Below are 19,563 nucleotides of genomic sequence, written 5' to 3'. Positions count from 1 at the left end.
ATCCATCTCTCCCAAGCTTGCCACGATGCCCAGTCAAGCATACAAGACTCCTTCCCTATGCTTTTGAGACTTACCAGTATGGCCAATAAATCAGCCCAGGCCCAGCGAGGTGACGGCTATCTTCCTCAGGGCTCGTAAGCGCGAAGTTTAGTAATTTAAGTTAATTAAAGGTGCTTCCTGCTGGGCTATTTAATAAACGCATTTTAATATCTCGACAAGACTAGAGCCCTTTACTAGGGTTAAAAAATACGGTTTATCGACATGGTTATAAATTATGTCGATAAACATGATTAAGAACGTTGGTTAATAACGTTGCTTTAACTTTTTTTAAGAACGTTGTTTAAGAGCGTAGGTTAAGAACGTTGTTTAAGGGCTTTGGTGAAGGACTTTGTTTAAGGACTACGATTAAAAATTAATGATTCCCACAGGGATAGAGGGTTTCTTATGCTCAAGGATGATAGCTGCACCATTGTTTTTGATGGAAAAAACTTGTCGGGCAGAGCCGACATGCCGCTGGTCGATTTTCTGGAAACACACGGTATTGATCTGCCTCACGTGTGTTATCACCCTTCGTTGGGCCCGCTTGAAACCTGTGATTCCTGTTGGGTGGAAGTCGATGGTGAGTTAAAACGGGGGTGTACGCTAAAAACCCACGAAGGACTGACCATTACCAGCCAGAATGATTTTGTCGAGGCAGCCCGCCATGAGGGTATGGATCGGCTGCTAAGCAAGCACGAGCTTTACTGCACTGTATGTGAAAACAATACCGGCGACTGCACCCTGCATAACACGATGGCGGAGATGAAGATCCCCATTCAACGTTATGAGTTTAAGCCCAAGCCCTACGAAAAAGACACTTCCAGCCCGTTCTATACCTACGACCCTGACCAATGCATTCTCTGTGGTCGCTGTGTTGAAGCCTGCCAGAACATTGAAGTCAACGAGACGCTAAGCATCGATTATTCCATGGAAGACCCCCGGGTTCTGTGGGATGGCGGCAAGGCGATTGACGATTCAAGCTGTGTGCAATGTGGCCACTGCGTTACGGTGTGCCCCTGTAATGCGCTAATGGAAAAAACCATGCAGCCAGACGCCGGGCCATTCACCTCAATGCCGCAATCGCTCAAGAGGCCGTTGATCGACATTATCAAGACTGTCGAAACGACCACCGGCGCTACGCCGGTCACCGGTTTGTCCATGATGGACATGCATTGGCGCCAGCCGGAAATCAAGCGCACCAAAACGGTATGCACCTATTGCGGTGTGGGGTGTTCCTTCGAGATGTGGACCCGGGATCGGCATATCCTGAAGGTGCAGCCCGTGATTGATGCACCGGCCAATGGTATTTCGACCTGCATCAAGGGCAAGTTTGCCTGGGATTTCGTCAACAGCGAAAAGCGCCTGACGACGCCGCTGATTCGTGAAAACGGTCGTTTTCGCGAAGCCAGCTGGGACGAGGCGCTTGATTTGGTTGCCCGTCGTTTGATCGAGACGCGCGATACGTATGGCGCGGAAAGCCTGGGCTTCATTGGCTCGAGCAAAGCGAGTAACGAGGAAGCCTATCTCACTCAGAAAATCGCCCGCCTGATCATCGGCACCAACAGTGTCGACAACTCTTCACGTTACTGTCAGAACCCGGCGACCAAAGGTCTGTTTCGCACCGTGGGCTATGGCGGCGATGCCGGCTCCATCGAAGATATCGAGAAAGCCGAGGTGGTGATTATCGTCGGTAGCAATACCGCCGAGAACCATCCGGTAATTGCCTCGCGCATCAAGGCGGCACAGAAACTACGCGGTCAAAAGGTCATCGTCATTGATCCGCGCAAACATGAAATGGCCGAGCGTGCCGATCTGTTCTTGCGCGCTAATGCCAGCACCGACCTGATATTGGCGTCAGCATTGTCGCGTTATATGTTCGAGCAAGGCTATGCGGATCAGGAATTTCTCGATAAGTGGGTCAACAACGTTGATGAATACCGGGCCTCGTTGGAGCCGTTCACACTGGAGTTTGCCGAGCAAAAAACCGGCCTCTCCAGGCAAGAAATTGTCGACGCGGCAGAGATGATAGGCAAGGCGGGCAGCGTTTGCCTGCTGTGGGCGATGGGCATCACGCAGCATAGCCACGGGTCTGATACCAGTACGGCGCTATCTAATCTACTGGTGGTGACGGGTAATTATGGCAAACCGGGCACAGGCGGCTACCCGATGCGTGGTCACAACAATGTTCAGGGCGCCAGCGATTTCGGCTGCCTGCGTAATATGTATCCGGGGTATGAAAAAGTCTCGGATGACTCGGCACGAGAGCGATGGGCGAAAGGCTGGGGCGTTCCCAAGGAGCAGCTCTCCGACAAGGTCGGTGAGGGTAATTTCTTGATGGTTCAAGCGGCTGCTGAGGATAGGCTCAAGGCCATGTTTATTATCGGCGAGGAAACCGCCTTCTCCGATGCCGATTCGCACAATGTGCATTCGGCGTTCACTGATCTGGATTTTCTAGTGGTGCAGGACATCTTCATGAGCCGCACCGCTGAATTCGCCGACGTGGTGCTTCCAGGCGCGCCAAGCGTCGAGAAGGAGGGCACGTTCGTCAATACCGAACGGCGAATCCAGCGTTTCTACGAAGTGTTACCGCCGCTGGGCGACTGTCGGCCAGACTGGCGAATCCTCACCGACCTGGCGGCCCGTATGGGGCACGACTGGGGTTACACGCACCCCTCACAGATCATGGCGGAGTGCGCCAGCATTTCACCGATGTTTGCTGGCGTGACCTATGAGCGTCTCTCTGGTTGGAAATCCCTGCAGTGGCCGGTCAACGCGGATGGTACCGATACCCCGCTTCTCTATACCGATGGGTTCGCCAACGAGGACGGGAAGGCAAATCTATATCCGCTGGAGTGGAAGGAACCGGCAGAATCGCCCGACGAAGAGTATCCCTTCTCGATGGATAACGGGCGCATGCTCGAACATTTCCAGGCCTCGAACCAGACCGGTCGTGGGCCACGTATCTGGTACGAGGCGCCGGGATGGTTCGTTGAGGTCAGCCCCGAACTGGCCAATGAATATGGTATTGAAGACGGGACATGGGTCAAGGTCACCTCGCGACGTGACAGTATCGAAGTCCGGGCGCTGGTCACTGATCGCGTCAGAGGTCATACCTTGTTTCTGCCGATACACCAGGGCAAACCTGGGGTCAATGCGCTAACGGGCGAGCATCACGACCCCGATGTAGATACCCCCGCCTACAAGGAAACAGCGGTAAAACTCGAGGTGCTGCCGGGCGAGAAGGGCGAGCCACCGCTGAGAAGCAATAATTTTCGTTACGGCCATCGCACGCCCAGAAAAGGGGTCGAGGTTGAGGTCAAGTGGGACCGAAGCGATTATGAATTACCGCCTGCTCAGCTATCCAATCCGAGGAAAATGTAATGGCAGAACGCATATCTCATAACGTGACGCCTCCTGACATAGGGCCGGATGCGCATGAAGAACTGGAGCGACTGCTACAGACCTTGCATGAGCATGGCGTACTGCGCTTTGCCAACGATGTGGTAGGCGCCAATACAGAGGTTGCCCAGGTGCTGGTCAACGGGCTTGGCAAACCCGGAACACTCAATGCTATTCAAAACATTTCCATCATGGGGATGATGTTGTCTCGTATTGAGCCCAATGACTTCTACCGGGTTACCTTTGCGCTACGTGATGCGTTGGAAACCATCAGCAAACATCACCCCGAAGAAGAGGATAAAGGCTCGCCAGGAGTGAAGGGAGCCTACAAAATGCTCCATGATGAACAGCTATGGCATTCCATCATGCCCATTATCGATGGACTCAAGGCATTCGCCGAACGGCTTGATACACCCGTTGATAAACCGGTAACGGATTACACTGGTAAACCCACCAGTGGGCCGTGATCAATGGGAAAACGGCTACATCACAGCGTGGCTGGGCGCCTTCCTGAAACGCAGCGAATCATGTGGGCAATGTCCAGGCGCTGTCCCCGCAGTTGGCGTTTAAACGACAGGATAACCTCTTAAAGCGCAAAGCGACGGCTGAGAGCAGAAAAGTAGCTCTCGGGCTCGGCTAATAATTCGTCGGGTGTGCCCAACTCCTGTAATCGACCGGTAGTTAGCACGGCGATACGATCCATCCGGTCGAGGCTGATGGGGCGATGAGTCGCCATTATCAAGGTGCGCCCCTGGCAGTGCTTGCGTATCTCGTTGAGAACGTGGGTCGCGGTGGTTTCATCGAGCCCCTCGGTGGGCTCATCCAGCAGCACTACCGGCGCTGACGCAAGCAGGGCGCGGGCAACCCCAAAGCGACGAAGCTGACCACCTGACAATGAGTGGCCACCTTCATCCGGGTAACTATCGAGTCCGGCGGGTTGCTCGCTTAGCCAGTGGCCAAGGCCCAATGCCTCTAGCAACTCGATCATATCGTCATCGCTGGCCTCTGGGTTGGCTAGTGCCAGGTTCTCTCGATAATTCGCCACGAAGAGGTGAATGTGTTGAGGTGAGACGGCGAAAGAGTCTCGCAATGTTGGTTCACTTAAGTCTTGTAGCGCGACATGCCCCAATGACAGATCACCCGCTTGCGGCGTTACAAAGCGCACCAGCGCATTGAGCAGTGTGGTCTTACCACTGCCTGACGCCCCCAATAGGGCGAGGTGTTCTCCGGCATCAATGGCGAGCGAAACGCTGGTCAGTGCCTGCGTACCATCGGCATACGCCACATAAAGCTCATTAATACGTAGGCTGTTATCACGAGGATGCGCTTTATCTTTGGATGCATAAACCAGAGAAGGGACATGATGACGGACGGCGTTTAGTCGTTGAGCAGCATGCTGCACTTTGCCCAGGTTCTGAAAGGCTTGGGGCAGCAGCGCGATCGCGTCGAAGGCTGCCAGCACTGCCAGGCCTATTAGCGCAACCAGAGTGGGGTTGAGCAGCCCCTCGCTGGCTAACCAGATGGCCATGGCCAGTGCAATGGTTAGCGTCAGGCCCAGCAATGTTTGTGAAAGGCACTGCGATAACCCCCATATCCTCGCGGTGTGGTACTCCTTGTCATCGCGTTGTTGCTGCATGTCGGTAAGGGTTACTGTTTCGTCTTGCCAACGGCCATAAAGCAATAGCTCGGGCAAGCCATCCAACCGCTCGGTTAGCCGTGCGCGAAGCTGGCCATTGAGCGCCTGCCATTGTGCGGTATGACGGTGACTTAAACGCCAGGCAAGCCATGGACCGAGAATGCCGGAAAGCAGTAAGGCGATGGTGACAAACAGGCCAATGCCGAGAGAGAACACCCCAATCACCACGCCACAGCCGATAATGGCAAGTAGGGCCACGACAGAGGGCGCTACGACTCGCAAGTACAGGCTATCCAGGGCATCAACATCGGCTGTCAGTCGGCTCAGCAGTTCACCACTGCCGTAGCGTTGCAGAGCAATGGGCGATAGCGGCTCAATGGCGTCGTAGACTTGTCTGCGAAGTTTCGACAATAGCCGAAGGGTTCCTTCATGGGAGGTGACGCGTTCACCGTATCGTCCCGCCGTACGAGTGAGTACAAACAGGCGAATGCCCGCCGAAGGTAGAAAATAATTAAATGTTGCCGCCGTGGTGGCCGAGAGGCCGGCCAACGCAGAGGCGCTTAGGAACCAGCCCGAAAGCGCGATCATGCCGATACTCGAAAGCAGGGTAACCAGACTAAACACCATGCCAAAGCTCAGCCAGAGAGAGAATGGCAACATCTGTTTTAGGTAGGGCCAAAGTAGGCTGATAGAAGATGGCGGCTGCGAACGATTAGACATACTTATCCTCCGCTATGTCCTCGATCCAGTCTCCAGCGCTATTTTCAGTACTGTTTCTAGCTCTGTTTACAGTACCGTTCCCAGTACCGTTTCCGACGCTATTTCCGGCCCTATTTTCAGCCTGACCCGCCGCGAAACGGGAAGGCGCGTTAAATAGCTCCGGGTGGGTGGCGTGCAGGTCCTCAAGGGTATTAATGGCGCGGACCTGGCCATTGTTGAGCACTAAAACGCGGTCGGCTAACGTCAGTAGGTTGAGACGATGCGTCAATATCACCAGGGTGTGGGCCTGCTTGAGCCTGGCAAGCGCATCGATAACGTGTGCTTCGCTAGCAGGGTCAAGGCTGGCGGTGGGTTCATCCAGAAGTAGCAACGGCGAGCGGCGCAAAAAAATGCGGGCTAGGGCAATACGTCTAGCCTGGCCGCCAGCTACCGGCTGGCCACCGTCACCCACTAATGTTTCCAATCCTTCGGGCAATGAATCAACCCAGTCGATCAGATCAACCTCGCGGAGCGCTTGGCGAAGGCAGTTATCATCAGCCTCTGCGTCGGCCAATCGCAAGTTATCGGCCAGGGTGCCGGTGAGTATCGTTGGCCGCTGTCCCAGCCAGCCAATCGCGCGTTGCCACGTGGTTGCTGCAAGTGAATCGACATCTACTCCGTCGTGCGTGGTCAGGGTGCCTGTTTCTGGCGGTAAGAACCCCATCAGCAGGTTGAGCAAGCTCGATTTGCCTGCGCCGCTCGGGCCTATGACCGCTAGTGTCTCGCCTGGGCGAATGGTGAGACTGATCTTGTCGAGGGCAGGCGAGTGCTGGTCGGTATAGCGACAGGTGACATTAGTAAGGGTAACTCCCAATTGCTCGGGTACTTGCCAATCGTGGCTTCGTGTTGCGTCCTGTATCGGCGGCGCGAGTAGCGGCATCAGCTCTTCCGCGGCGGCCTCCGCTTCGGCTTTGGCATGGTAATGCGTGCCCAGATCGCGCAGGTGCTGGTAAAAGTTAGGTGCGAGTACCAGGATAAACATACCCGCGAATAGTGTTAGTTCACGCCCCCAAACGCCGAACTCGAAGTGGCCCAGGTATATAAAGCCAATATAAATGGCCAGCAGCGCGATCGAGAGCGAGCTAAAAAACTCCAGTAAAGTAGACGATAGAAAGGCTAGACGTAACACCCGCATGGAGCGGACACGAAAGTTTTCTGACACTTCCTGTACTACCTCCGCCTGGGCACGGCTGACCCCAAACAGCTTAAGGGTGGGCAGGCCACGCAATGCCTCCAGAAAATGGCGGCTCATGCGACTCATTTCCTGAAACTGTGCCTGATGACGATGCTTGGCACCGATGCCGACCATGGCCATATTGAGTGGGATAAAAGGTGCTGTGATGAGCAAAATCAGGCCTGCCGCCCAGCTTAGAGGAAATACAGCGATCAGGATCAAAATGGGGATGACCAGGCAAAGTAGGCGCTGAGGACGGTAGTCGGCATAGTAACCATGAAGCGCATCGACCTGATCCCAGACGCGATTGCCAAGCGCGGCGCTGTGTTGGCGCCGCACCCATAGCGGGCCAAGTTCGCCAATGCGAGTGAGCAGTTCGCTGCGGATGGCTTGGCGGACTTTCACGGCGCTATGCGTGGCGGCTTCGGTCTTAATCCACGCAAGTGCACCGCGAGCGAAGAAGGCCAGCGGCAAGATCAATAGCGGAGTCGTCACATCGCCGAAGGAGGCCTGTTCCATTACTAGCTGCTGAGTAATGGTGGCGATGGCCCACGCCTGCACGAAGAGCAGAAGTGTTGAAGCGCTGCCAGCTAACACGGTGATATAGGGCCAATACCCGCCATGCCGCGCCTGATTGGTTAGCCAGCGTTGTGGCGTTGTTTTGCCCGGCGTCATGCTTCACTCTCGCGTACCTTGCCCCCAAACAACCTATACGTGTAAGTGGTATAACCAAGGATGATCGGCACCGTCATCATATAACCCACCAGCAGAAACTGCTGGCTGGCACGGCTCGAAGCAGCCTCCCAAAGGGTGATATCAGGTGGCAGCATCACTCGATAAAAACTAGCCAGCAAACCGGTCAAGCCCAGCACGAACATCATGCCAATTTGCACGATGATCCGTTTCTCGTCGCGGCGAGCAGCGCTGCGTATGGTGAGGATCGCTAGCGCTATCATCATCAACCCAGTAACGACTGGTGCCAGCAGATGGGGCCACTGTAACCAGCGTTCAGCGATCAGCTCGTTAACGAAGGGAGTCATGGCGAAAACTGCGAATATAGTGAGTAAAAACAGTATCATGAGGGGGCGTATTAAGCGGTAAAAGCTGCTCTGCAGGCGGCCATCTGTTTTGATAATGAGCCACGCAGCCCCTAGTAGCGCATAACCGATCACCAGCGCAAGACCAGTGCATAGCCCGAACCACGAGAACCCGCTAAACACATTCTCAGCGAAGTTACCGTCACTGGTTACCCGCCCGGCAACCACACTACCCACCACCATACCCTGAATAAAAGCGACGGCTGTGGTGGTCATGCCAAAGCCGATATCAAACCATTGATAGGAGCTCGACTTGGAGCGAAACTCAAACGTCATGCCGCGGAAAAACAGACACATCAACATCAGGATTAACGGCAAGTACAGGGCGGGCAGCAAAGCGGAATAGACCAGTGGAAACGCGCCATAAAGCCCGGCAACACTGAGTACCAGCCAGGTCTGGTTACTGTCCCAGAACGGCGAGGCAGTGGTTATCATGATGCCGCGTTGCTCCGCGTCTTTGATAAAGGGAAACAGAATGCCAATGCCCAGACTATAACCATCCAGCAGAATATAAATAAGGAGCGCGAAACTGATCAGCCCGAACCAGATAATAGGGAAAAGTTCATTATCCATATAAGCTTCCTATTCATTGGCTCATGCGTGGGTTTATCACTACAGGCAAACTCATGGGTTGTGGTTAGAGCGTCTGCTGAAGGGGTGCCTTGGCGCGCTTTGCTCACGAGCTTCGTTATAATCTTCCTTGTCAGGCAAAATACTCTCGGGAGTAGGGCGCACCAGCTTGAAGAAAAAATAAATGCCTATGAAGAAAATTAGCGTATAGATCCCCCATAGTCCTGCCAGACTGGCGATCAAGGTAGAGACACTAAACGGCGAAACGCCATCCGCGGTGCGCAATAAGCCATAAATAATCCAGGGTTGGCGTCCGGCTTCGGTTGTAACCCACCCCGCTTCAATAGCGATAATGCCCATGGGCGTTGCCACCATCATCAGGATCAAAAACCAACGCGACTCATAAAGCTGTTGGCGCTTGCGCAACCATAGCGAGAGGGCCACAAGACCCAGCATCGAAAATCCCAGATAGACCATTAGCCGGAAGGCATAAAATACTAGCGGTACGTTGGGGCGTTCATCCTCTGACCATTGTTCTAGCCCCTGGATTTTGCCTGTTAACGAATGCGTCAGGTAAAGACTACTCAACCGGGGTATTTCCAACGTGAAAAGGTTTTTCTCCTGCTCCTGATCAGGCCAGGCAAGTACTACCATGGGCATCCCTTCGCGCTCTGGTTCGGCTTTCCAGTACGCTTCCATGGCAGCCACCTTGGCGGGTTGATGCTCAAGGGTATTCAGGCCATGTAGATCACCTGCAACAATTTGCAGTGGTACGATCAAGGTCAGCGTCCAGAGTGCCATTGAGAACATTTTTCTGGCGACTGCATCGCGATGGTTACGATACAAATGCCAAGCGGCAACGCCAGCGACCATAAAGGCCGTGGCAATAATGGCAGCCAACGACATATGCACAAATCGATAGGGTTGGGAGGGGTTGAAAATAACGCTCCACCAGTTCTCGGGGATGAACTGGCCATTTTCGATAGCGTAGCCCGCTGGTGTTTGCATCCAGCTGTTTGAGGCCAAAATCCAAAATGTCGATATGTAGGCGCCAAGCGCTACCATGCAGGTGGCGAAAAAGTGAACCTTACGGCTGACTCGCCCTTCTCCAAACATCATAATGCCAAAGAAGCCTGCCTCCAGAAAGAATGCCGTCACGACTTCGTAGGTCAGCAGAACGCCACTGATTCCGCCCGCTTTAGCGGCAAATACACTCCAATTGGTGCCGAACTCAAAGGCCATTATGACCCCTGACACAACACCTGCCGTGTAATTAACGGCGAAATGAGGCAACCAGTAATGATAGATACCTAAGTAGACGCGATTACCTGTCTTTAGCCACATCGCTTCTAGAAACGCTAAATAGGAGGCTAAACCGATGCTTAGCGCCAGAAAAATAATGTGGTACATCACCGTGGTGGCAAACTGAAGACGGGCCAAGTCGACGGTATCTAACCCCAGCATGGCTGGACTCTCCTTGTCCGAACATAAAGCAGTATTGAAGAGACCCTACGCACGCCTCTTGTCAATTAACTATAGCACTAGTAAAGGTCGTCATTCGTTAGCGTCGGCGAGCGACGTTTTGAAATGAGATACAGGGGTGCTAACCAAGCGTTTGATGCTGCTGGAATAAGAACACCCTAAGTAGGGCGATTAAATATCTTATTCCCAATAAAAGAGGCGCATTAAAAACGCCGCCAGAGACAGGGGCAATCACTGGCGGCGCCTACACTTCCTTATGTAGTTCCCATCCATGGGAAGATATTGCAACGCTTAGCGGCCGCCGCTGTGGCTATTTTGACCGCCTTTTTTACCCGCTTCGGAAGCTTTTTCCGGATCGTTGGCAAAGTTGCCACCGCTGTTGTGGCCTCCTTTCTGACCAGCTTCTGATGCTTTATCAGGATCATTGGCGAAGTTGCCGCTGCTGTTTTGGCCACCTTTATGGCCAGCTTCAGCGGCTTTCTCTGGGTCATTGGCGAAGTTGCCACTGCTGTTCTGACCGCCTTTTTTACCCGCTTCACTGCGTGACATTTTATCAGCCATTACATTCTCCTTTAAGCAAATTATCGAGGAAATCTGCACACTAACAACAATATTATTGTTGAGCGTAACGGTTCCTAATTCTTCACCGGCTGTTCCAGTGAACTCAGCAATCCTATGCTGATATTTACAACGTAGGTTTGAAGGATTGCATAAGCAAGATCGAAATTGCTTTTTAATGTTTTTTATTCTGTATGTTTAAAAATTGATGCTTGTCCTTGTTTTTTTAATTTTTAAACAGTCACTTGGTGCGTTAAAGAAGATATATTTTTTTCTTGATTGGTTATGTGGTTTTATAACATTGGTTCTGGTTTTTTATACATTTAAACAGAAGGGTATTAACCAACGTTATAGAATAACTGAAGTGAATCAGTGGTAATATTTGTTATTAGCTGGCATTGACGTATGGCGGTGCTGGCTGGCTATTCAGTTATAGGGAAGCGTTAATGTATCAGCTCCATGGAAAGGAGGGCATATGGAACCTACTTGGAGAGGGGGTAACCGGTTCCAGCTATTGCCGGGGGCCAACTATTACGTACCGGCTCTCCTCGATGCTATTGATAATGCGACGGAATCGGTACTGTTAGAACAATACTTAATATCGTCGGGGAGCTTTGCTACTAGCGTGATTAACGCCTTATGTGAAGCCTCTCGGCGTGGGGTACAAATTTTCGTTTTGCTCGATTGTTATGGAGCAAAGGGGCTGGAGCGTCAGGATCGGCAACGGCTTGAGCAAGCGGGTGGTGTGATCCGCGAGTACAATCCTCCGTTTAGTTTCCGACATGGGAATGTATTTTCCCGGGACCACCGAAAATTATTGTTAGTGGATAGCAAGCTAGCCTTTACAGGTGGTTTTTGCGTTACCGATGAATTTCTAGGTAAGTGGTACGATGTGGCTATTCGTATTGAGGGGCCAGTGGTTCAAGATTGGCTTTCGCTGTTCCTTGGGGTTTGGGAATCGAGGGTGACCAAAGGGAGCGCCGCAGCCCCGAGCTTTAAGGGGAGTTCGTATAGCCTCGATCCTTGGTTTGAAGGTTCGTCTGCTAGGTTAATCTGGGGGAGAGGGTGTCGCCAGCAGGAAATCCGTTTTTCATTGCTACAAGCGATTGAACATGCAGAGAATGATATTTGCTTATGTACACCTTACTTTCTTCCTACCCCGAGCCTTAGAAATAAACTAGCAGCCGCAGCCAAGCGTGGTGTCAACGTAAGATTATTGGTCGCGGGTAAAGATCATGATCATCCCACCATCTTCCATGCAGGTCGACGTCACTACGCATTTTTACTAAACGCCGGTGTGCAAATTTACGAGTACAGCCCTAGGTTCATCCATGCCAAATATGCTGCCGTAGATGATTGGATAACCATTGGTTCATGCAATTTTGACCATTGGAGCTTACGCTGGAATTTAGAAGCCAACCAGGAAGTCAACGACATTAAACTGGCTGGTCAAATTCGTTGCCTTTTTGAACATAACATTGCCACGAGCTGGAAGATTGACCCAGACACGTGGGCACGTCGACCTCGTCGTGAACGATTAAAAGAAACCTTGACGGGAACTTTAACAGTCTATTTAACCCGTTTACGCTAATCTTGGATGTTTAGCCATTTAAGGTGCTTACTCATTTTAAGTGCTTACTCATTTAATTTTCTTAGGACTTAAGAAGATGGGTAACGTTTTGCCAAAAAATGAAGAAACGGGTCTTCGATCACTTCACCTGTCTTAAGTCGTTCACCGACGTTGACTATTGACGAATCCTTATTGGTAGGTAGACTGGTCTACCTACCAATAAAGATGTAACGTATTGCGATGACCACCTTACCTACTCAAAGGGCGAATAATGCCCATGACCGCCTGCTTGAAGCGGCAGCAGTGCTGTTTTACAGCCATGGAATTACCGCAACAGGCATTGACGCCATCACAACGCGAGCTGGGGTTGCCAAGAAAAGCCTCTACAATAATTTCGCTTCAAAATCCGCGCTGGTAGCGTGCTATCTAGACGCTCGTCACCGCGAATGGTTAGCATTGTTGGAGCAGCGGTTAGCGCAGGCTACAACGCCTGACAGTAAGGTGATGGCAGTCTTTTTGGCGTATGAGGATCACGCCGAATATGCCTATGAATACGGCTTTCGCGGCTGTGGTCTTTTAAATGCCGCCGCCGAGCTACCGGTAGGGGATGCTGGCAGGGACGTTGTCAGAAAGCATAAAGAACAGGTTGAAGCCCTGCTGGCTGGCTATGTGAATGAGTTAATAGATAATAAAGCGCGCTCGGCTCAGTTGGCACGGCATCTCGCTTTTCTTCTGGAAGGCGCCATCACCCGCGCTGGGCTTGAAGGGCACAGCGACTGTTTACACCAAGCACGTCATATCGCGGCTACCATGCTGGAGGCGCTATGACCCGGCAAGCTAATGAACGGTTTTTGGGCATAACCGCGGTCTTTGTCGCCGCTATTCTTTGGGGAACCACCGGCACCGCAGCCACCTTCGCCCCTGATGTCAGTGCTATCGCGATCGGTGCCGTGGCGATGGGCGGCGGTGGTCTGATGCAAGCGTTGCTCGCCGGCAGAAGAATTCTCAACCATGCCAGCATACTTCGTGAGCAGTGGCGATACTTGCTGTTGGGGGCTATCGCGGTGGCGGTCTATCCACTGGCATTTTATGGCTCTATGCGTCTGGCTGGTGTAACCATCGGCACTGTGGTGTCGATTGGATCGGCGCCTCTTCTATCGGCGTTGATTGAGTATCGCCTGGAAGGGCTGCGTCTTACCAAGCGCTGGATGACGGGGGCGGGTCTTGGACTCATTGGCATGCTGTTGCTTTGCCTGGCTGAAGGTAGGGGGCATGCGCTTGCAGGAACGGGTTCAGGCATTATTCCCGGCGCCTTGCTGGGGTTAGTGGCAGGCTTTAGTTATGCGCTTTACTCCTGGACGGCACGGCGGTTAATGCAGGCAGGAGTCGCTTCCAGAGTTGCGATGGGGGCTACGTTCGGCATCGGTGGGCTTATGTTAATGCCGGTATTGCTGATAACCGGTGCACCGTTACTTAACTCCTGGACAAATGCATCAGTAGGTCTCTACATGGCGCTAGTGCCCATGCTGCTAGGGTATCTCTGCTTTGGGCACGGCTTGGCTCGGCTACCTGCCAGTACCGCTACTACGATTACCCTATTTGAACCTGTTGTCGCGGCCGGGCTGGCAGTAGTGGTGGTGGGGGAACGACTGCCAGCCTTGGGCTGGGCGGGTATCGTGCTGATTCTGGCGTGCTTGGTGTGTATCAGTCTGCCCGTCCGCACCGCCAGGGCGCCAGAGGCCGCTGCGGCGCCCCGTGCTGGTATGAGTTGCGATATAAACCCATGAACGACACTTGCTGTTGTACTACGCTGAAAGCACGTTATCTAACAGGAAGAGCGACATGGACAAGGCCGTTATTGATGCTATTCGAGAGAAAGAGCAACTTCCGGACAGCATGACCGATAGTGAAATAGCCAACGAGTATAAAAGTACCTATACCGCCGCCCGCGCTGCCGTTAGCTTAGATCACAAACCGATTGATCAAGTGATGGCGGATACCATGGCGAAAGTGCTTCCCTTTATGCGCAAGAAGAAGTAACGCCCCAGCCTAGGCAGCTAGGCTGGGGCGTTGTTTTCACCCTGCACTCTTAAATAGCACTCTTAAACAGCTCTGCTAATCACCTCTCTTAAACAGCTCTGCTCGGCGAGAGGTGCAGGTAGAGGGGGTCAAATTCGCCCGCTAGTTTTAGTTTTTCCCAGCTCGGGATGGTCAACTTGGTTTTCGCACTGCTGATTAACCCATCGGCGCGTAGCGCCTGGAGCACACGGTTCATGTGAACTTGGGTCATGCCCGTGGCATCCGCCAGTTCTGATTGGGTCGTCGGCATGTCGAAGGTATTATCCTTCACCAAGCCTATCGTATGCAGGCGCAGCATAATTTCGCAGATAAGGTGGGCGATTCTTGTGTAGGCCTCACGCTGGCCAATATTCAATAGCCACTCTCGAAAGATGGACGCTTGCACCAGTGTCTCCCGCCAGAAGGCAGCGGTGAGGTTGGGATAGCGCTCGCAGATATCGCGTAAATCCTGATGTTGAATAAAGCCGAGTTTGCACGGGCTGATGGACACGATATCAACGTCTATTACCTGTAAGTGTAAGCTCTGTAAATCGGGTAGGTCGCCAGGAACATAAATTGCCATTATTTGACGCTTACCTTCAGTGGTAAGTTTATAAACACACGCAAACCCTTCGACTATCAAACAACATTGGGTGGGGTGATCGCCGGTTCTTACAATATCGTGATTGGACTTGACGTCCATTAATGTTATGGGCAAAGCAAGGAGTGCTTGTTTCTCCTCTTCGCTGAGCGTGACAATGCTTTCCAGCTTACGAATCATAATTTGATTCGCAGAAGCAGGTAACGCGTTCATAACTAGCTCCAACGGTCGCAGGAATGAAGCCGAACGCAACATTGTTTCTGCTCGTCTGACGACGAAATGAAAAGCTATGAGCCAGACTCTATTTTATATATTGATGGATAACCAAACGTGCTTCGGTATTATCTCAATCAACGGACTCATATATCACATAGATTATGAACGCTTCAATGTAATATGGAAAGCAATATATGTAGTCACTTTTTAGTGACGCGAGAATTAATTCTATTAATCAAAATTTTCGATATTTTCATGCGCAGCTCGATTGCCATTTGCGTTTTAGAGCCTTTTGTCGGCTGGCAAGCGACAAAGACAATTAATTGAGCCGTTTTACATTAATGGTTAATGCTGAGTGAGGGAGATTAATTTTTAAACCTATTTTTTCTTTTTAAAAATCAAAGAGTTAATTAACCATTCTAGATGGAGTGCTAATAAATAGCAGGAGGCGTATAACATAGGTAATAAATATGAGCGTGACAGTAAGTAACTATATTAAATAATAACAGTTTTTTAATATCAGCATGTTGCAAAGCCAGAATTAGGCAAATTAGCGAGCTATGAAATTAAAAACTTCATTACTTGAGCACTGAAAAAAGTCACAGAATTGGTAATGCGTCAGGGTTGTTATCAAGTGAAATGGTAGCTAGTTTTAAATCAGCAGTTGTGGCAAAGGTCGTAAAGCGAGGGATTCGTATGGCACTGCTCAGTCTATTGTTAATTTTGCTGGTAACCCTGGCAGTGGGGCTTCCTACTCATCTGCGCGGTCGCACCGATCTTAATGACTACCCTGGTGTGGGGCGGGCACAGCCTTTTGCCGCAGCAGTATTGATTGTTGCCATGGTGCCACTGGTGGCCCTCCACCCCCTTATTAGCTGATTGGCAATAAGTTAATCAGCTCCTACGCTATATAGGAAGCGTGGTAAGCAGCTTGTGTAATAGACCGAAGGAAGCGGGTTAACAAAAGTTTAGTTCACGTTTAAGTGTGGTTTTAAAGTCGGCTGTCAATAGGGAGGGACCTCTATGCCGCACAATCCGTTGCATGACAAAGCGATGCCCATGACCTCCATCAATAGCGGGGATCTTGTCGAGGTGCTGCCTGACCTCGTGGGAGTAACGATAAAGATTGTCAATGTCTGTTTCGTTGGTCAGCCCAATAGCGACGAATGGGTGCTTGTGGATGCTGGCATGCCTAACAGCAAAGACGAGATAGTTGACGCCGCGGCGTCCCGATTCGGGGGCAACTCTCGTCCCAAGGCCATTATCCTGACCCACGGACACTTTGACCACGTTGGCTCGGTGGTCGAACTGGCTGAACATTGGGACGTGCCGGTTTATGCTCATTCATTAGAGCTACCTTACCTTATGGGGATGAAGAAATATCCCTATCCTGACACCAAGGTGGAAGGCGGCATCATTGCTAAGCTGTCAGGCTTCTTTCCCAACACGCCAGTCGATCTGCGTCCTCATATCAAGCCTTTGCCTGAAGACGGCAGCTTACCCGGTATGCCGGGGTGGCGCTGGATTGCAACGCCGGGCCATACCGAAGGACACGTATCATTATTTCGCGACTCAGATCGCGCCATGATCGTTGGTGATGCTTTCGTTACTGTTCGCCAGGATAAACTCTACCAAGTGCTGACCCAGCATCAGGAGCTTAGCGGACCACCCCGTTATTTCACTCCCGACTGGGAGGCCGCTCGTGACTCGGTGCAACGCCTGGCCGACCTTAAACCCAGCGTGGCGTTAACCGGCCATGGGCAGCCTATGTCGGGTGAGGCTCTGCGACGAGATCTAGAAGCGCTTGCCCGTGACTTTGACAGTGTCGCTCGGCCCTCACATGGTAAGAGCGTCGACTAACATTATATTTTCGTTGATCTTTATGACATGCCCCCGCGCTAGCGGTAGTAACGGTATTCAATTGACAGTTTGGAGGAGTTCATTCCTGCGACCGTACTGGAACTGTCATTAACATGGAGGTGATATATGGCACTCACTGCCTTTGCGATTAACTGCACGCTAACTTCCTCGCCAGACGAATCTTCTTGCGAGCGGCTTATAACCGAAACACTCACCGAGCTTGAACGCCACGGGGTCACCTGTGAACAGGTTCGTGCCGTTGATTTTAATATCAAGCCCGGCGTGACGTCTGATGAGGGCGAAGACGACGATTGGCCTCAGCTTCGTCAGAAAGTCCTTGATGCTGATATTTTCATCCTGGGCAGTCCCGTCTGGTTAGGACATCATTCAAGCGTTTGCCAGCGTGTGCTGGAGCGGCTTAATGCGTTTCTTGATGAGACGGACGACGAAGGCCGGATGGTCTCCTTCGGACGCGTAGCGGGAGTTGTTGCGGTGGGTAATGAAGATGGCGCTCACCACATTATTGCTGAGCTATTCCAGGGCTTGAATGATGTTGGGTTTACCATTCCGGCCAATGCGGCTACCTACTGGGTGGGGGAGGCAATGCAGGATGTCGATTTCAAGGATTTAGAGCAGACGCCCGAGAACATTCAGACCACAACGGCAAACGTTGCGCTTAATTGTGTTCACCTTGCCAAGCTACTGAAGCAAAATCCTTATCCTAGTCAGGTAAGTTGATATACCTCGCTATACCTCTATCTGGCGGCAAGCAGGCTTTTTGGCTTCTAAGCTTAAAACGCCTGCTTTTTAATGTCCGCCATGTGCTTTTTTCATCTCGGGTTACGTCGCTTGCTAGGCTCTGTCTGAAAACTGGCTGTGCTCGATCATACGGCGTTAAAAATCGGCTCAAAGTACTCATTTACAACCCGTAAACTCCGTCTTTTCGCCAATTTTTGCCTTGTCTGATCTTCGCTCTCCGACTTTTCAGACAAAGCCTAACTAGCGTCGGTGAGCAGTTGCGATAATTGCTGCTCGGAAATTCGTGTATTTGCCATATAGTAGACGACGTCTCCATCTTTTAGTGGGCGATCGTTAGCGGGATTAAGCATGCTATCGTCGCTGTCATTTCCGCCACTGGCGAGACCCAGTACGGTGGCGTTACAAGCATTTTTTGCGCGTATAAATAGATCGCCAAAGGTAGCGCCTTCAGGTGGCGTCCTTAATTTGGTTTGATACTGGGTAGCACCGCGATCGACGGCGAGCAATTCATTAACCACTCGAGAAATACCCGCATCGGAAGCGGAGCGTACCAGCATTTCCAGCGCTAGCGCCTGGGTACATTCAATACCTGGCAAAGTGCGGCGTAACATGGCCGCGGTGTCAGGGTTGGCACAGTGTGCGACGATGTGGGCCTCTTTACTTTTTAGGCTATAGGCGCTCAGCGCAACGGTGGCCACCCGGTCATCGCTAGTGTCGTAAATGATGATACGGCTGGCGCTCTCCACACCCGCTCGCTTCAGAAGCTCGGCATTTGAAAAGCTCTCGCCCTTAACAAATTTCAAGTCGGCGGGGCGAGGGTTGCTCATTTCCTTTATCACACAGAGCACTATTTCATCGGGCAGGCTGTTATCGGCCTTAAGAATATCCAAAATGCGTTCGGTAGTTTCGCCGTGCCAGCCGATGACAAGGGTATGACCGGATAAATGACTGAAGTCGCCTTTACCTTGCATTTGTAGCCTCCAAAACGTTGAAATGGTCACCGTGGCCTTACCGATCAATGCCGCAAATAGCGAGATACCACCTGGAATGAGATAGAACGTGGCTATCCATTTGCCGATGTCGGTGGTGGGGCTAAAATCACCGAAGCCCACAGTACTTGAGACCACGACATAAAAATAAATCCAGTCGGTAAGGGACTCAGCCATGGCTTCGCCGACCCAATTAAACAGAATCCACGTAGTGCCCATGTGCGCCAGCACTACCAGTAGAAGAAATGTCCACGAGATTTGCAGAGTCGATGCTTTAAGGGCGCGAAGCAGTCGCTGAATTACGGGCATATCGCTCTCTTAGGGTGATGATATACATAATCTTTTAGTTTGCCAGAAAGGCGAGAATCAAGTGCTGCATGCTCACGCTGGATAAACAGGCAAACTGAATAAACAAAAAGGGCCGCTATCAGCGACCCTTTACTAATTTTTTGCTGCCCTGATCAAGCCAAGCGCTTAGCGATCCAGGAAACAGCGCTGTCGGTTAGCGACTTTTTACCGTTATGTTCACGGTGCTGGCTCCACACCATGCCACCGGACACCACCGCAAGGCTCATTAACATTCCGGCAAGAATGAATTCATTCATGGCTTACTGTCCTCATCTGAGGTTTTATCTCGCTCGACATAACCATAGCCGAACGAGCCCACAAAGATCAAGAATATACCCAAACCAACACCTAACCAAACGTTATCAGTATTTAAGCCAGGATTAGTGACGACCCAGCCAGCAGTAAAGCAGGTGGCAACGACTATAACCCCCACATTTCGGGTCGCTTC

The 19,563-nt window shown here is 51.6% G+C and carries 17 protein-coding genes; 9 read left to right on the top strand and 8 right to left on the bottom strand.

The genetic code is table 11. The annotated features are described in order from the left end of the window. Window positions 1–444: 444 nt before the first annotated feature. Both fdhF and ACFFLD_RS01085 read left to right on the top strand, forming a co-directional pair. Window positions 445–3,420 (top strand): formate dehydrogenase subunit alpha, encoded by a 2,976-nt coding sequence (gene fdhF, locus ACFFLD_RS01090; protein ID WP_386040665.1) that lies wholly within the window; start codon window positions 445–447, stop codon window positions 3,418–3,420. Beyond that, window positions 3,420–3,905, top strand: coding sequence for a DUF1641 domain-containing protein (locus ACFFLD_RS01085; protein ID WP_386040663.1), 486 nt, complete (start codon window positions 3,420–3,422; stop codon window positions 3,903–3,905). The genes fdhF and ACFFLD_RS01085 overlap by 1 nt, the downstream gene beginning before the upstream one ends. A 119-nt stretch (window positions 3,906–4,024) precedes the next feature. On the opposite strand, the gene cydC is transcribed toward ACFFLD_RS01085, so the two are convergent. From cydC to ACFFLD_RS01060, 5 genes are all read right to left on the bottom strand, one after another. Further along, the gene (gene cydC / locus ACFFLD_RS01080; protein ID WP_386040661.1) at window positions 4,025–5,794 is read right to left on the bottom strand and encodes a thiol reductant ABC exporter subunit CydC; all 1,770 of its coding nucleotides are present in this window, start codon (window positions 5,792–5,794) and stop codon (window positions 4,025–4,027) included. Further along, window positions 5,787–7,682 carry a thiol reductant ABC exporter subunit CydD gene (gene cydD / locus ACFFLD_RS01075; protein ID WP_386040659.1) on the bottom strand — a complete coding sequence of 632 codons (1,896 nt, stop codon included), beginning with the start codon at window positions 7,680–7,682 and terminating at the stop codon, window positions 5,787–5,789. Before cydD ends, cydC begins: the two co-directional genes overlap by 8 nt. Then, window positions 7,679–8,677, bottom strand: coding sequence for a cytochrome d ubiquinol oxidase subunit II (locus ACFFLD_RS01070; RefSeq protein ID WP_386040657.1), 999 nt, complete (start codon window positions 8,675–8,677; stop codon window positions 7,679–7,681). The genes cydD and ACFFLD_RS01070 overlap by 4 nt, the downstream gene beginning before the upstream one ends. A gap of 51 nt (window positions 8,678–8,728) precedes the next feature. After that, the gene (locus ACFFLD_RS01065; protein WP_386040655.1) at window positions 8,729–10,138 is read right to left on the bottom strand and encodes a cytochrome ubiquinol oxidase subunit I; all 1,410 of its coding nucleotides are present in this window, start codon (window positions 10,136–10,138) and stop codon (window positions 8,729–8,731) included. A 309-nt stretch (window positions 10,139–10,447) separates the two neighbouring features. Continuing rightward, window positions 10,448–10,717 carry a general stress protein gene (locus ACFFLD_RS01060; protein WP_446753348.1) on the bottom strand — a complete coding sequence of 90 codons (270 nt, stop codon included), beginning with the start codon at window positions 10,715–10,717 and terminating at the stop codon, window positions 10,448–10,450. A 472-nt stretch (window positions 10,718–11,189) separates the two neighbouring features. On the opposite strand from ACFFLD_RS01060, the gene ACFFLD_RS01055 reads away from it, so the two are divergent. From ACFFLD_RS01055 to ACFFLD_RS01040, 4 genes are all read left to right on the top strand, one after another. After that, entirely contained in the window at window positions 11,190–12,305 is a 1,116-nt protein-coding gene (locus tag ACFFLD_RS01055; protein ID WP_386040653.1) for a phospholipase D-like domain-containing protein, read from the top strand. A 219-nt stretch (window positions 12,306–12,524) separates the two neighbouring features. After that, complete coding sequence (locus ACFFLD_RS01050; RefSeq protein WP_386040651.1) at window positions 12,525–13,112, top strand: TetR/AcrR family transcriptional regulator; 588 nt, start codon at window positions 12,525–12,527, stop codon at window positions 13,110–13,112. Further along, a complete protein-coding gene (locus tag ACFFLD_RS01045; protein ID WP_386040649.1) occupies window positions 13,109–14,071 on the top strand; it encodes a DMT family transporter in 963 nt (320 codons plus the stop codon). The genes ACFFLD_RS01050 and ACFFLD_RS01045 overlap by 4 nt, the downstream gene beginning before the upstream one ends. A 55-nt stretch (window positions 14,072–14,126) precedes the next feature. After that, the gene (locus ACFFLD_RS01040; RefSeq protein WP_386040647.1) at window positions 14,127–14,324 is read left to right on the top strand and encodes a hypothetical protein; all 198 of its coding nucleotides are present in this window, start codon (window positions 14,127–14,129) and stop codon (window positions 14,322–14,324) included. 88 nt (window positions 14,325–14,412) lie between these two features. On the opposite strand, the gene ACFFLD_RS01035 is transcribed toward ACFFLD_RS01040, so the two are convergent. Then, on the bottom strand, window positions 14,413–15,156 hold the full coding sequence (locus tag ACFFLD_RS01035; protein ID WP_386040645.1) for a Crp/Fnr family transcriptional regulator: 744 nt from the start codon (window positions 15,154–15,156) through the stop codon (window positions 14,413–14,415). 699 nt (window positions 15,157–15,855) lie between these two features. Between ACFFLD_RS01035 and ACFFLD_RS01030 the strand changes: the two genes are divergently transcribed. The 3 genes from ACFFLD_RS01030 (at window position 15,856) to ACFFLD_RS01020 (ending at window position 17,757) form a co-directional block, all read left to right on the top strand. Beyond that, on the top strand, window positions 15,856–16,038 hold the full coding sequence (locus tag ACFFLD_RS01030) for a hypothetical protein (RefSeq protein ID WP_386040643.1): 183 nt from the start codon (window positions 15,856–15,858) through the stop codon (window positions 16,036–16,038). A gap of 144 nt (window positions 16,039–16,182) precedes the next feature. Beyond that, window positions 16,183–17,019: an MBL fold metallo-hydrolase gene (locus ACFFLD_RS01025; RefSeq protein ID WP_386040641.1), complete on the top strand. Its 837-nt coding sequence runs from the start codon at window positions 16,183–16,185 to the stop codon at window positions 17,017–17,019. Between the two features lie 126 nt (window positions 17,020–17,145). Further along, window positions 17,146–17,757, top strand: coding sequence for a flavodoxin family protein (locus ACFFLD_RS01020; RefSeq protein WP_386040640.1), 612 nt, complete (start codon window positions 17,146–17,148; stop codon window positions 17,755–17,757). A gap of 257 nt (window positions 17,758–18,014) precedes the next feature. On the opposite strand, the gene ACFFLD_RS01015 is transcribed toward ACFFLD_RS01020, so the two are convergent. Further along, a complete protein-coding gene (locus tag ACFFLD_RS01015) occupies window positions 18,015–19,076 on the bottom strand; it encodes an ion channel (RefSeq protein ID WP_386040638.1) in 1,062 nt (353 codons plus the stop codon). Between the two features lie 152 nt (window positions 19,077–19,228). After that, on the bottom strand, window positions 19,229–19,372 hold the full coding sequence (locus tag ACFFLD_RS01010) for a hypothetical protein (RefSeq protein WP_386040636.1): 144 nt from the start codon (window positions 19,370–19,372) through the stop codon (window positions 19,229–19,231). Between the last annotated feature and the right edge of the window lie 191 nt (window positions 19,373–19,563).

The organism is Vreelandella sulfidaeris, from assembly GCF_042429665.1.
Classification (GTDB): domain Bacteria; phylum Pseudomonadota; class Gammaproteobacteria; order Pseudomonadales; family Halomonadaceae; genus Vreelandella.
The sequence above is the reverse complement of the archived record's forward strand: the minus strand, read 5'-3'. Positions and strand labels throughout refer to the sequence as shown.